Genomic DNA, 13,778 nt, shown 5'->3' with positions numbered 1-13,778 from the left:
TTCCGGGCATGGCATTCGGAAGCCCTCAGATCGGGCAGGAAGACGATCAGGGGCTTGGTTCTCTGGTCATGCTCCTTCAGTTGAACGGCGTCGCGGCCGAAGGCCCGCAGATACGTCATCGATTCGGCCAGGCGCGCATCGGCACGACCGAAATGCTGCGCTGCGCCAAGGATTTCGGTCTCAAGGCGCGCAGCATAAGAAGCGCCTGGCCGCGCCTCGGCCGCACGCCGCTGCCAGCCATAGCGTCGCTCACGGATGGCGGCTTCCTGCTGCTCGGCAAGGCCGGGGACAACCAAGTCCTCGTCCAGCGTCCCCATGCGCCACGTCCCGAAGCGCTGTCGCGCGCCGAATTCGAAGAGATCTGGGACGGGCGCCTCATCCTGATGGCGCGCCGCGCTTCGCTGTCCGACCTGTCGCGGCACTTCGGCATCAGCTGGTTTCTCGGCGCTATCTGGAAATATCGCCATCTGCTGGGCGAGGTCCTCATTGCATCCCTCTTCCTGCAGATATTTGCTCTTATCAGCCCACTCTTCTTCCAGGTCGTGATCGACAAGGTGCTGGTGCACCGCGGGCTGAGCACGCTGGAGATCCTCACCATAGGACTCGTGGCGATCGCGGTCTTCGAGGCAATCCTTGGCGGACTACGCACGTACCTGTTCGCCCATACGACCAACCGCATCGACGTCGAGCTCGGCGCGCGCCTCTACCGCCATCTGATGGCGTTGCCGTTGGCCTATTTCCAGGCGAGGCGTGCGGGAGACTCGATCGCCCGCGTGCGCGAGTTGGAGAATATCCGCAACTTCCTCACCAGCTCGGCGCTGACGCTGGTCGTCGACCTCGCCTTCACTGTCATCTTCCTCGGCGTGATGGTCCTCTACTCCCCGCTCCTGACCCTGGTCGTGCTCGGCGCCTTTCCCGTCTATATCGGCGTGTCGGCGGGCGCGACGCCGCTTTTCCGCAGGCGGCTCGACGAGAAGTTCAGGTGCGGCGCTGAAAATCAGGCTCTGCTGGTGGAGAGCGTCACCGGGGTCGAGACACTGAAGGCGCTGGCGGTCGAACCGCAGATGCAGCGCCGCTGGGAAGAACAGCTTGCCGCCTATGTAAGCGCCAGCTTCAGCGTGCTCAGCCTCGGCAACATGGCGAGCCAGGCCATCCAGCTCGCAAGCAAGATCGTCACCGCTGCCACCCTGTTCTTCGGCGCCAAGCTCGTCATCGACGGCAACCTGACGGTCGGCGAGCTTGTGGCGTTCAACATGCTTGCGAGTCGCGTGAGCGCGCCAGTTCTGCGCCTCGCGCAGATCTGGCAGGATTTCCATCAGGCGCGTCTCTCTGTCGAGCGGCTCGGCGATATCCTCAACACGCAGCCAGAGCCGTCGTTCAGCTCGGGCCGCGCCGCGCTGCCGCCTATCCACGGCGAGATCACCTTCGAGCATGTAAGCTTCCGCTACCGCGTCGACGGCCCGCAGGTACTGCACGATGTCAGCTTTCAATTTCCGCCCGGCCAGATCGTAGGGCTCGTCGGCGCTTCCGGCTCAGGCAAGAGCACGATCGCCAAACTCATCCAGCGCCTCTACGTGCCAGAGAACGGACGCGTGCTGGCCGACGGCGTCGATCTCGCCATGGTCGATACCGCCTGGCTGCGCCGGCAGGTGGGCGTGGTGTTGCAGGAGGATGTGCTCTTCAACCGCTCGGTGCGCGACAACATCGCGCTCGCCGATCCGGCGATGCCGATAAAGGATGTCATTGCCGCGGCCGAGCTCGCCGGGGCCAACGAATTCATCCTCGAGTTGCCGGAAGGTTACGACACTGTGATCGGCGAACGTGGCTGCTCGCTCTCGGGCGGCCAGCGTCAGCGCATCGCCATTGCCCGAGCACTGATTGGCGATCCGCGCATCCTCATCTTCGACGAGGCGACGAGCGCTCTCGACTATGAGAGCGAGCGCATCATCCAGGACAACATGCGGGCCATGGCCGATCGGCGCACCGTCATCATCATCGCGCACCGCCTGTCGATGGTGCGCGATGCCGACCGTATCATCACCATCGATCGCGGCCGCATCGTTGAGGACGGCACGCATGCCGACCTGATGCGCTCGAACGGTCGTTACGCCAACCTCCATCACCTGCAAGCGGGTCAAGCCAATGGCGGCCGCCGGAAACATCGTTGAATTTCCCGCCCGGCGCGTACGCCGCCGCGACTATGAAACCGCGTTCCTGCCCGCGGCGCTCGAGGTCATGGAGACGCCGCCCTCGCCCGTCGGCCGCGCCATCGGCGCGACCATCATTGCCTTTTTCTGCCTAGCGGCCGCCTGGGCGACCGTCGGTCAAGTCGACATCGTCGCGACCGCTCCCGGCAGGATCGTGCCCAACGACCGCGTCAAGGTCGTCCAACCGTTCGAGACAGGTGTCGTACGCGCCATCCGCGTGCGCGACGGGGCCCCGGTGAAGGCCGGCGACGTTCTGATCGAGCTCGACCCAACAATCAGCGCGGCCGAGACCGACCACATCAAGAGCGATCTCGTCGCGGCCGAGCTCGAGGTGGCGCGGTTGCGGGCGGCGCTTTCGGGTCATGCCAATCCCCTCGACGATTTCATCGCCCCCGCCGATGCAAGCCAGGCCTTGATCGATACGCAGCGTCGCTTCCTTACCATGCAAACGGCCGAGCAAGACGCCAAGGTCGCCGAGATCGCGCGCCAGCTCGCCGAGAAGGAGGCGGAAGGCGAGACAATCGCCGCCACCATAGACAAGCTGCAGGCGGTTCTCCCGCCGCTCCAGGAACGGGCCAATGTGAGCAAGAACCTTTACAACAAGGGTCTCGCGTCCAAGATTACCTATCTCACCGACTTGCAGGACCTGATCAGCCAGCAGCACGATCTCCCGGTCCTGGAGAGCCGCCAGGGCGAGGTCAAAGCGGCTATCTCGGTCTTGAAGGAGACTCGCGCAAGAGCCGAGGCCGAATACCGTCGCTCGCTTTTCGATGATCTGGCAAAGGCAGAACAAAAAGCGGCAGGTCTCGCCCAGGACATGATCAAGGCAGAGCACAGGGCGAAGATGCAAACCCTGACTGCCCCGGTCGACGGCGTCGTGCAGCAGCTTTCCGTGCATACGATCGGAGGCGTCGTCACGCCAGCGCAGGCACTCGCGGTCGTGGTGCCGGCCGATGCCGCCCTCGAGATCGAGGCAATGGTGTCGAACAGCGATGTCGGTTTCATATCCGCGGGCCAGGACGCAGCGATCAAAGTCGATACCTTCAATTTCACGCGGTACGGGCTTCTGCACGGCCGTGTGCTCGGCGTCTCGCGTGATACCGTTACGAATGACAGGCGTGGTGACGCCGTGCGGGACTCCTCGTCGAGCGCGGAGAGTTCGATCCCCGAGAAGAAGGACCAGGGGCCTGCTTACCTGGCGCGCGTCTCGCTGGACCGCACGCAGATGCAGATCGAGGGCCGGTCCGCCGATCTCTCGCCCGGCATGTCGGTCACGGTCGAGATCAAGACCGGTTCGCGCCGCATCATCAGCTATTTGCTTTCGCCGCTGCTCCGCTACAGGCAGGAAGTCTTGCATGAGAGGTGAGATGGTTTGCTGTGTCGACTCGGCTGGCCGCTGAAATGCGACGACGCGGTGTTTTATGCCTGGGTGCGATTAATCAGGTGGCTCGTTCAAATGAACGATCAACCCGCAGATAATGAGGGGTAGTCTGGCTTTCGCGGCATCAGGGATAGTTCGGCCGGGATTCGGAGGCTGGACATGTGCGGAATCGTTGGAATTGTCGGCCATTCGCAGGCCGCGCCACTCCTCGTCCATGCGCTGAAGCGGCTCGAATACCGCGGCTACGACTCGGCCGGCATCGCGACGGTCGACAAGGGCGAGCTTGGCCGCCGCCGCGCCGAAGGCAAGCTCATCAATCTCGAACGCCGGCTGAGGGATGAGCCGCTCGACGGCACGATCGGCATCGGTCACACGCGCTGGGCAACGCATGGCGTGCCCAACGAGACCAACGCGCATCCGCATTTTTCCAACGGCGTCGCCATCGTCCACAACGGCATCATCGAGAATTTCGCCGAGCTGCGCGACGAGCTCACCCGCGACGGCTACAGCTTTACCTCGCAGACCGACACCGAGGTCGTCGCGCATCTGGTGGCGCGCGAGCTCGCCAGGGGGCTGAAGCCGGTGGAAGCCGCGCATGCGGCGCTGAAGCGGCTTTCGGGCGCCTTCGCGCTGGCAATCATGTTCAAGGGCGACGAGGACCTGATCGTCGGCGCCCGCAACGGTCCGCCTTTGGCCGTCGGCCATGGCGAGGGCGAAATGTTCTTGGGTTCGGACGCGATTGCGCTGGCGCCCTTCACCAACTCGATCACCTATCTTGAGGACGGCGACTGGGCGGTCGTGCGGCGCGACGGCGTGACCATCTACGACATCGACGGCAACAAGGTCGACCGCAAGCGCCAGCAATCGCTGTCGACCAGCTTCATGGTCGACAAGGGCAACCGCCGGCATTTCATGGAAAAGGAAATCCACGAGCAGCCGGAGGTGATCTCGCACACGCTGGCGCATTACGTGGATTTCGTCTCGGGCGTGTCGAAGCCGCTCGACCTGCCGTTCGACTTCGCCAGGATCGGCCGGCTGGCGCTGTCGGCCTGCGGCACCGCCTATCTCGCCGGGCTGATCTCGAAATACTGGTTCGAACGCTATGCGCGGCTGCCGGTCGACATCGATGTCGCCTCCGAATTCCGCTATCGCGAGATGCCGCTGTCGGCCAACGACGCGGCCTTCTTCATCTCGCAGTCGGGCGAGACCGCCGACACGCTGGCTTCGCTGCGCTATTGCCGCCAGGCCGGCATGAAGATCGGCGCGGTGGTCAATGTGCGCGAATCGACCATGGCGCGCGAATCCGACGTCGTGCTGCCGACGCTTGCCGGGCCGGAGATCGGCGTCGCCTCGACCAAGGCGTTCACGTGTCAGCTCTCCGTCCTGGCAGCACTTGCGGTCCGCGCCGGCGTGGCGCGCGGCACGATCTCGCGCGACGAGGAAAAGCGGCTGGTGCGCGAGCTTTCCGAAGCGCCGCGCTTCGCCACCCAGGTGCTGAAGCTCGACGAGCAGATCGAGCGCATCGCGCGCGAGCTGTCGCGCTACAAGGACGTGCTCTATCTCGGCCGCGACACCAACTTCCCGCTGGCCATGGAAGGGGCGCTGAAGCTCAAGGAGATTTCCTACATCCACGCCGAGGGCTATGCCGGCGGCGAGCTGAAGCACGGGCCGATCGCGCTGATCGACGAGAACATGCCGGTGATCGTGATCGCGCCGCATGACCGCATCTTCGAAAAGACGGTCTCGAACATGCAGGAAGTGGCGGCGCGCGGCGGCAAGATCATCCTGATCACCGATGCCAAGGGCGCGGCCCAGGCCGGCATCAAGACGATGGAGACGATCATCCTGCCCGAAGTGCCGGAGATCATCTCGCCGATCATCTACGCCCTGCCGATCCAGATGCTGGCCTATTTCACCGCCGTCTTCATGGGCACCGACGTCGACCAGCCGCGCAACCTGGCGAAGTCGGTCACGGTGGAGTAGGCGGATTGAGAGGACGCTCGCTCCTGGATGATTTACTTAGAGAACTGGCAAGCTTTCCCTGTGCGTTCCGCACGCGAAGGCGCTCGAGGAAGCCCGGCCGATGCGTTCAACCATGATCTCGACCGGGATTTCGCCGGTGCAGACCAGCTTCTCCATCCATGTCCCCGGCACGCGCGCAGCCTATTCCCTTCAAGATTGAACACCTGGAATTTTCACGTTAATTAATAAATTTACGCATGGAATAATTTTCGTCGACGCGTTGATAACTTACATGGCTTCCTGTAAAATTTCAACTTGCAGTCGCGCGCTGGCGCACCGCAAGGAAAGCACGGGACAGCGCATGGACCAGGCCGTGTCCGTGCTGCGAGGGTTTGAATGGCGATGACGCACAAGACGATGGAGGATTTCGCCCGGTCCTGCGGCGTCTCCAGGCCTACGCTTTCGAAATATTTCGACGATCCGACCAGCGTCAAGCCGGCGACGCGCAAGCGCATCGAGGAAGCGCTGCGCTCGTCCGACTACCAGCCGAACCTGTTCGCGCGTAACCTCAACCGCAAGCGCACACGCAGCATCGGCATTGTCGTGCCGACTGTGACCGATCCGTTCTATTCGGAGATGGTCAGCCGCATCGAGCTCCGGCTGCGCGACGAAGGCTACTGGCCGATCGTCATCTCCTCGCATGGCTCGACCGAGCTCGAGGTCGAGGCAACGCGGACCATCCTGTCGCTGAAGGTCTCGGGCGCGCTCGTTGCGCCGCTCGGGCGGCGTTCCGACCATCGCACGCTGGAAAAGCTGACGCAGGCGATCCCGATCGTCTATTTCGACACCTACCTCGAAGGCCACACGCCCTTCGTCGGCAACAACAACACGCAGAGCGTCGCGACCATCGTCGACTATCTCTGCCGCTCGGGCGACGCGCCGGTTTATTTCGACATCCCGCACGTCAACCACAACTCGCCCGAACGGCTGGCGAGCTATGTCGCCTCGATGAAACGGCTCGGGCATGAGCCCATCGTGATCGGCAACACCAAGGACTACACTTGGGATTTCGAGCGGATCGGCTACGAGCAGACCGAAAGGATGCTTGGCAATGGCGCCCTGCCGGGCAAGACCATCCTGTGCAACAATGATCGCCTGGCCTTCGGCCTGATGGCGGCCGCCTTCGCCCGAGGGCTCAAGGTCGGCCGCAAGGCGGATTGCGACCTGCGCGTCGCCGCGCATGACGACCATCCGCTGAGCCGCTACGCTTGCCCCGGCCTCACCACCATGGCGCAGGATTTCGCCGCGATGGCCGGACGCAGCGTCGAGACACTGCTTGCCCTGCTCAACGAAGACGGGACGGCGGTCGCGCCCAAGGTCAAACTCGACGCGACGCTGGTGATGCGTCAGTCGGCCTGATCTTTGGCGAGAGCGCGATCGAAGCCACGCCAGGCGGCAACCGCCGCCTCGACCGCCTGTCGTGATGCCCGCCCGTGGCGGCCCATCGAAACGAAGCCGTGGATCTGGCCCGGCCAGCGCTCGAGCACGACCGGCACACCGGCGTTCAGGAGACGCTTTGCATAGGCCTCGCCTTCATCGGTGAGGATGTCGTGGCCGGCGATGGCGACGAAGGCCGGCGCCACTCCCACAAGGCTTTCGGCTTTGAGCGGCGAGACGCGCCAATCGCCGACGTCGGCGGCGTCGCGGACATAGTGGTCGCGGAACCAGGCCATGGTCGTGGCGGTCAGTCCAAAACCTACGGCGAAGCGACGATAGCTGTCCGCCGTCTGTGCGGCATCGGTGTTGGGGTAGAGCAGCAGTTGCGCCGTCAGCGGATGTTTGTCCTCGCGCGCAACGAGGCTGAGCACAGTGGCCAGATTGCCGCCGGCGCTGTCGCCTGCAACGGCGACGCGTTTCGCGTTGATGCCGAGATCGGCGGCATGATCCTGCATGAAGGACAACACGGCGCGGCAGTCTTCCACCGCCGCTGGAAACTTGTGCTCGGGCGCCAGCCGGTAATCGGGCGACACGACAACGCAAGCCGCGATGTTGGCGAACCAGCGACAGATCTCGTCATGCGATTCGAGATTGCCGATCACCCAGCCGCCGCCATGCAGATAAAGCAGCGCCGGAGCATCCGCATCAGGCGCGCCCTGCCCGCGATAGATCCTCAGCCTCAGCGCGCCGCCCGGTCCGGCGATTGTGCGCTCGGTGACCGACCCTACCGGCTCGCGGTCGCCCTGTAGATCGGAAAGACCGTTCACATAGGTACGGCGTGCCTGTTCCGGCGTGCCGGTCTCGAAGGGCGGCCCGTTCGCCCGGCGGCCGAGATCGAGAACATGTAGCGCTTGCGGGTCGAGCGCGGACAGGTTCGGTGCTGCCGTCAGCGGCGATGTCGTCATCGACGGACCTCCTGTCAGGCCAGCAGGCTCGCCGCCTCGTCCTCGCCGAGCAGCGGCGGCTGGTCGACCGTGCCGTTGACGGCGACTGAGCCACGGCTTTCGCCCGAGGCCAGGATCGCCTCCATGATCTCCAGCACATGCAGCGCCAGATCGCCGGACGCGCGCGGCCTCCTGCCCTCCGTCAGAGCTCGCGCCAGGTCGGCGACGCCGAGCATGCGGTAGTTGGCGCGGTCAGGCGCGGCGTATGGCCAGTTGCGCGCGCCGTAGAGCTCGCGCTCACTCTCGAGATCTTTCCAGTCGGCGCCGCGCGCCGAGAGCGAGACGGTGCCACCGAAGGTGTCGGGATCGGGCAGCCTCAGCGAGCCCTCGGTGCCATGCAGTTCGATCGGATGGTTGGAGTGCTTGAAGACGTCCCAGGAGGCGCCGAAGGTGACGGTGGCGCCGGAGCGGAACTCGAGCAGCGACAGGATGTTGGTCGGTGTGCCGACCTTGAAGGTGGTGTTCTTGTAAGGACCGTCGGCGGTGACCAGACGTTCCTCCTGGCCGCGCGTCGCCATCGCCATGACGCGTGCGATCGGGCCGAGCAGGTTGACCAGCATAGTCAGGTAGTAAGGACCCATGTCGAAGACCGGGCCGCCGCCCGGCTGATAGTAGAATTGCGGATTGGGATGCCAGTGCTCCATGCCGCGCCCCATCATGAAGGCGGTGCCGGTGACGGCGCGGCCGATCGCGCCCTCGTCCATCAGCCGGCGCGCCCTACGTCCGGCAGCACCGAGGAAGGTGTCGGGCGCCGAGCCGAGCAGAACACCGCGCGTTGCCGCCTCGGCAACCAGCCGGCGGCCATCGGCGGCGGACGTCGCCAGCGGCTTTTCGGTGAAAACGTGTTTTCCGGCCGAGAGCGCCGAAAGCGAAATGTCGAAATGCGCCGCCGGTATCGTCAAATTGAGGACAAGGTCGATGTCGGGGTCGGCCAGAAGCGTGTCGACGCCGAGCGTGCGGATGCCATATTCCCTGGCACGGAGCGCGGCCATATCGGCCGAAATGTCGGCACAGGCGCGCAATTCGACCCCGCCGAACAGGCTCGCATTGCGCAGATAGGTCATCGAGATGTTGCCGCATCCGATGACGCCGATGCCGAGCTTTGTCTTTGATTTTCCTTGCATTTCAGATCGTACCTCCCAACGCGGCCATGGCCTGGCTGCACCCTTTCGCCTGCAACGGAGCACAGTCAAAAGCCGCTATACAACATTTTAATTCTTGACGCGCGTAAAATTTTTATAGAGCATATGAAAACGCCGTGCACCGGGATTTTGAAAACAAACGATTGAGGAATTTTCCACTCATGAGCCTCGGAACCAAGGTGCGTCTTGCGCGCCTCTTCTCGCATCCATCGGGGAATCTTTTTGGCGGTGCGGTCGACCACTTCGTCGGCTATGGCGACGTGCGCAAAGGCGGCCTTGCCGACCTGCCGGGTGCGCTCGCACGCGTCATGGCGGGCAAACCCGACTATGTCAGCATCCAGCCGGGCACCGCGCGCCATCTGTGGCCGCAATATGCGGGCAAGGCTTCCCTCGTGATCCAGGCGGGCTGCTTCACCCCGGACGATCGCATCAGCGAGCTGATTGCAACGCCCGAGGATGCGGTGCGGGCAGGCGCCGATGCGTTGGCCGTGGCCATTCCGGTGCGCGGCGCGACCGAGGGCAAATACATACGCTGGCTGACCGACTCGGTGAATGCGGCGGCGCGCTACGGCATGCCGGTGGTGGCGCATATCTATCCGCGCGATTTCACCGACGGGGCGAAGATCGTCTTCACCCCCGACGAGATCGCCTATGCGGCGCGCATCGGCTACGAGTCCGGCGTCGACGTGATCAAGATCGGCTACACCGGCGACTTCGAATCGTTCAGGGAGACCGTTCGGACCTGCCCGGTGCCGGTCGTGATCGCTGGCGGGCCGAAGACCGATACGCTGCTCGGCGCGCTTCAGCAGACGGCGGACGCCATCCGTGCCGGCGCGCGCGGCGCCGTGGTGGGCCGCAATCTCTGGGGACATGGCGATCCGCAGAAAGCAGCTCTTGCCTTCCGGGGCGTCATCCATGACGGCCTTTCGGCACAAGACGCTCTGGCGAAGGCGGGTGCCTGAACAATGCCCACCGTCCCCTCAATCCTCGGCTTCGGCGCCATTGCGATCGACGACATCGCCTATGTCGATCAGCCGTTGTCGGCGGGCAAGGGGAAGGTTCTGCAAAGCACGCGCGCTTTCGGTGGAAATGTCGCGACGGCCCTTGCCGCCGTCGCGCGGCTCGGCGGAAACGCCGGATTCATCGGCTGGCTGAGCAATGCCGCGGACGACGCCGTGCTGTGCGATCTCATTGAGAGCGGTGTCGAAACCGCATTCGCGCCGCGCCACCCGGATGCGCGCCCGGTACGCTCGCGTATCACCGTCGGCTCCGACGGGGACCGATTCATCGCCTATGACGACGAAGCGATGCTGGGCACCGCGCCGGACTTTCCGGACGAGGTCCTCAGCCGCGCGACCATGCTGATCGTCGACGGCTATGCGATCCGGTCGCTGGATGTCGTGGCTCGGGCTCGCGATCTCGGCCTCGCGATCCTCGGCGATATCGAATGGAGCGGCGGGCCAGCGACCGACAGGCTGACGGCGCTCTGCGACCATCTCATTCTTCCGCTCGGCTTCGCACGCACCGCCACGGGTCGCCGCTCGCCCGCCGAGATGCTCGAGGCTTTGTGGTCGCCGTCGCGGTCGGCCGTGGTTCTGACCGATGGCGACAGGGGCGTCTACTATCGCGGGCGCGACGAGAGGGGTCTCTGGCACCTGCCTCCGCACCGGGTTGCCGTCGTCGACTCGACCGGCGCAGGCGACTGCTTTCATGGCGCCTATGCCCATGCATTGACGCGCGGCGGCGACACCGCTGGCCGGGTCGCATTCGCGGCCGCGGCCGCAGCCCTGTCGGTAACGGGGCATGGCGGGCGCGAGGCGCTTCCGACCGACGATCAGGTCAGGCAACTCCTGGCATCGGCGAACGCTCCATCGGCAGCCGGGCTGAACCATGCGCAGCTCGATACCGGAACATAGAACGGAACTATCCGAGGAAACGTTTCGCAAGCGAATACAGGCCGAGAATAATTACAAAATCAGCGGCTTAGACTTGTGGAGGGAGGAAGATGGCAGAAGTCGTTCTTGAGAATATCTGCAAGACCTACGGAAACAATTTTCACGCGATCGACCAACTGAACCTGTCGGTCGAGGACGGCGAGTTCCTGATTCTCGTCGGGCCGTCCGGCTGCGGCAAATCCACAGCGCTGCGAATGATCGCGGGATTGGAGGACGTCACCAGCGGCAGCCTTCGGATCGGCGGCGTCGACGTCGTCGACATGCCGCCAAAGGACCGCGACATCGCGATGGTCTTCCAGAGCTACGCGCTCTACCCGCATATGACGGTGTTCGAAAACATCGCCTTTTCGATGCGGCTGGCAGGCAAGCCGAAGGCCGAGCGCAAGAAGCGCGTGGACGAGATCGCCAAGACCCTTCAGCTGACGTCGCTGCTGGACAGCAAACCCGCGAACCTGTCAGGCGGGCAGCGTCAAAGGGTTGCCATGGGCCGCGCCATGGTGCGCGAGCCGGCCGCCTTTCTCATGGACGAACCCCTCTCCAATCTGGATGCGAAACTGCGTGTGCAAATGCGCGCCGAAATCACCAGCCTGCAAAAGCAGCTCGGCGTGACGACCATATACGTGACCCACGACCAGATCGAAGCGATGACGATGGGCGACAGGGTCGCGGTGTTGAAGGGCGGCGTGCTGCAGCAGGTCGACACACCCAAGAGGCTCTATGAATCACCGGTGAACGCTTTCGTCGCCGGCTTCATCGGCTCTCCTTCGATGAACCTTTTCGAGGCAACGCTGACGGGCAGCGAGCTGATGTCCGGCGCCTTCGCCATACGGCTGCAGGATGCGGCCTTCGCGCGCAGGCCAAGCTTGAAATCGTATGCGGGGCGCAAGGTCGTGTTCGGGATCCGGCCCGAGGATCTCTATGACAGCAGCCTCGAATCCGGCCGCAAGTATCAGACGATACCGGCAAAGGTGACCTCGATCGAAGAGCTCGGGTCCGAACATATCGTCCATCTCAACATCGACGCGGTCCGGGTGGACTCCGGCGACCCGGACGCGGTCGAGGATTTCGGTCTGGCGTCGAACGCGGTGGCGAAATTCGAACCGGTCAGCGAAGTCCGCTCCGGGTCGGAAATCCGGCTGGCCCTGGATGATACCAAGCTCCATTTCTTCGATCCCGAGACGCATCTGGCGATCTGAAGATTTGCGGCAAGGCCCGCAGGCGGGAGCGAGGCGCCTGCGAAAGAAGGCTTCTGAATAAACCAGACGATCGTCCGCATTGTGCGGCCGATCACTAAGAAGGAGGAGAAAATGATGTTTCGTATAAGACCCGCGATGCTGAAAATGGCCGCGGCCGCATGGTTGCTTGGCGCAACCGGCGCCATGGCGGACACGACGCTGGAATTCACCCAATGGTGGGAGCCAGAGCTGCCCGCAGGCTCCTTGCGCAAAATCATGGATGATTTCGAGGCCGCGAATCCCGGCATCAAGGTGACGCTGGTCAGCGGCCCCTATGCGACCACGCGAGACCAGATCTCGGTGGGCGCCGCAACCGGAACGCTCAGCGACGTCGTCGGTCTCGACGGCGCCTGGGTGAACAATCTGAACGCGCAGAATGCGCTCGCCGACATGAACCCGATGATGGATGCGAGCAAGTTCGACAAAGCCCAGGTCGCCGATATCATCAAGGTGGACGGCAAGGCGGTGATGTTCCCGGTCGCCTCGTTCGTCTATCCGGTCTTCGTGAATCTGGACCTCGCCGCCCAGGCCGGCGTGACCAAGCTGCCGTCTACCCGCGCGGAGTTTCTCGAAGCCGCCAAGAAGATGACCCATGCCGACAAGAACCAGTATGGCTGGGTGCTGCCGCTCTCGCTGCAAACGCCGTCCGGCGTCCAGAACGATATGATGTCGTGGGTCTGGGCTTCGGGTCAGTCGATGATGGCGGACGGCAAGCCGGCTCTCGAGGCCAAGCCGGTCGTCGATATGCTTGCCTTCGTCAAATCGCTCAACGACGCCGGCACCATCTCGCCCGGCATCGCCACCAAGACCGAACAGGAGAAGGTCGAGGAGTTCGTCAACGACCGCGTCGGGATGATGATCGACTCGCTCGCGCATGTGAACCTTATCCGCAAGCGCAATCCCAAGCTGAACTTCGACCTCATCCCGGTCCCGGTCGTGGAGGGCTACACCGGCAAGCGCGGCCTTCCCTATGCCTCCTGGGGCATCGGCATCTCCGCCGGCTCGAAGCATCAGGAAGAGGCCTGGAAACTCGTCCAATATCTGATGAGCGAAAAGGTCAACGCCAAGCTGGTGTCGCTCGCCAACGCCTTCCCGGGCAACGTCAACGCCAAGCCCGATTTCGTGACCTCGGACAAGGCTTTCGGCAAGGCGTTCGAAATCTTCAAGACCGGCTATCTCGCCAACGAGTTCACGGGCCTGCCGGTGGCTGAAGACCTGATGACCCAGTTCGACGTGCAAGCCCAGAAGATGCTCGCCGGCGAGCAGTCTCCGGAACAAGCCGCGGCCAACGCTCAAAAGGGCTGGATGGCGAAATTCTGATCGGCCTGTTCCCCCTTTGCTATCTTCGGCCGGGTGGCCTGACTTCGGGCAGGCCACCCGGCAACAACGGATCGGCAATTTGAGAATGGACCTGTTTTTGAGGCTCGCCTTCTCTTGAAGGCGTATCCCAAGGTT

General features: G+C 63.8%; 10 protein-coding genes. 8 read left to right on the top strand and 2 right to left on the bottom strand.

Annotation, left to right across the window (positions count from 1 at the left end; genetic code table 11):
- The first annotated feature begins 8 nt into the window (after window positions 1-8).
- The 4 genes from WDX12_RS18340 to WDX12_RS18325 all read left to right on the top strand — a co-directional run bounded on the left by WDX12_RS18340 (window position 9) and on the right by WDX12_RS18325 (window position 6,969).
- Window positions 9-2,168: a type I secretion system permease/ATPase gene (locus WDX12_RS18340; RefSeq protein ID WP_434721496.1), complete on the top strand. Its 2,160-nt coding sequence runs from the start codon at window positions 9-11 to the stop codon at window positions 2,166-2,168.
- A complete protein-coding gene (locus tag WDX12_RS18335) occupies window positions 2,143-3,573 on the top strand; it encodes an HlyD family type I secretion periplasmic adaptor subunit (RefSeq protein ID WP_320294480.1) in 1,431 nt (476 codons plus the stop codon). Before WDX12_RS18340 ends, WDX12_RS18335 begins: the two co-directional genes overlap by 26 nt.
- 174 nt (window positions 3,574-3,747) lie before the next feature.
- On the top strand, window positions 3,748-5,571 hold the full coding sequence (gene glmS / locus WDX12_RS18330; RefSeq protein WP_434721495.1) for a glutamine--fructose-6-phosphate transaminase (isomerizing): 1,824 nt from the start codon (window positions 3,748-3,750) through the stop codon (window positions 5,569-5,571).
- A gap of 375 nt (window positions 5,572-5,946) precedes the next feature.
- The gene (locus tag WDX12_RS18325) at window positions 5,947-6,969 is read left to right on the top strand and encodes a LacI family DNA-binding transcriptional regulator (RefSeq protein ID WP_320298565.1); all 1,023 of its coding nucleotides are present in this window, start codon (window positions 5,947-5,949) and stop codon (window positions 6,967-6,969) included.
- On the opposite strand, the gene WDX12_RS18320 is transcribed toward WDX12_RS18325, so the two are convergent.
- Complete coding sequence (locus WDX12_RS18320) at window positions 6,957-7,952, bottom strand: alpha/beta hydrolase (protein ID WP_434721494.1); 996 nt, start codon at window positions 7,950-7,952, stop codon at window positions 6,957-6,959. The genes WDX12_RS18325 and WDX12_RS18320 overlap by 13 nt on opposite strands.
- 14 nt (window positions 7,953-7,966) lie before the next feature.
- A complete protein-coding gene (locus WDX12_RS18315) occupies window positions 7,967-9,115 on the bottom strand; it encodes a Gfo/Idh/MocA family protein (protein ID WP_434721493.1) in 1,149 nt (382 codons plus the stop codon).
- Window positions 9,116-9,294: 179 nt separating this feature from the next.
- On the opposite strand from WDX12_RS18315, the gene WDX12_RS18310 reads away from it, so the two are divergent.
- The 4 genes from WDX12_RS18310 (at window position 9,295) to WDX12_RS18295 (ending at window position 13,643) form a co-directional block, all read left to right on the top strand.
- A complete protein-coding gene (locus WDX12_RS18310) occupies window positions 9,295-10,095 on the top strand; it encodes a class I fructose-bisphosphate aldolase (protein ID WP_010914679.1) in 801 nt (266 codons plus the stop codon).
- Window positions 10,096-10,098: 3 nt separating this feature from the next.
- Entirely contained in the window at window positions 10,099-11,049 is a 951-nt protein-coding gene (locus WDX12_RS18305; RefSeq protein WP_320298561.1) for a PfkB family carbohydrate kinase, read from the top strand.
- An 89-nt stretch (window positions 11,050-11,138) separates the two neighbouring features.
- Window positions 11,139-12,284 (top strand): ABC transporter ATP-binding protein, encoded by a 1,146-nt coding sequence (locus WDX12_RS18300; protein WP_320298560.1) that lies wholly within the window; start codon window positions 11,139-11,141, stop codon window positions 12,282-12,284.
- Window positions 12,285-12,395: 111 nt separating this feature from the next.
- Window positions 12,396-13,643: an ABC transporter substrate-binding protein gene (locus tag WDX12_RS18295; RefSeq protein WP_434721492.1), complete on the top strand. Its 1,248-nt coding sequence runs from the start codon at window positions 12,396-12,398 to the stop codon at window positions 13,641-13,643.
- Window positions 13,644-13,778 lie beyond the last annotated feature (135 nt).

Source organism: Mesorhizobium sp. RIZ17, assembly GCF_051127865.1.
In the GTDB taxonomy this organism is placed as follows: Bacteria; Pseudomonadota; Alphaproteobacteria; order Rhizobiales; family Rhizobiaceae; genus Mesorhizobium; species Mesorhizobium humile.
This window is presented reverse-complemented; position numbering and strand designations above follow the sequence as displayed.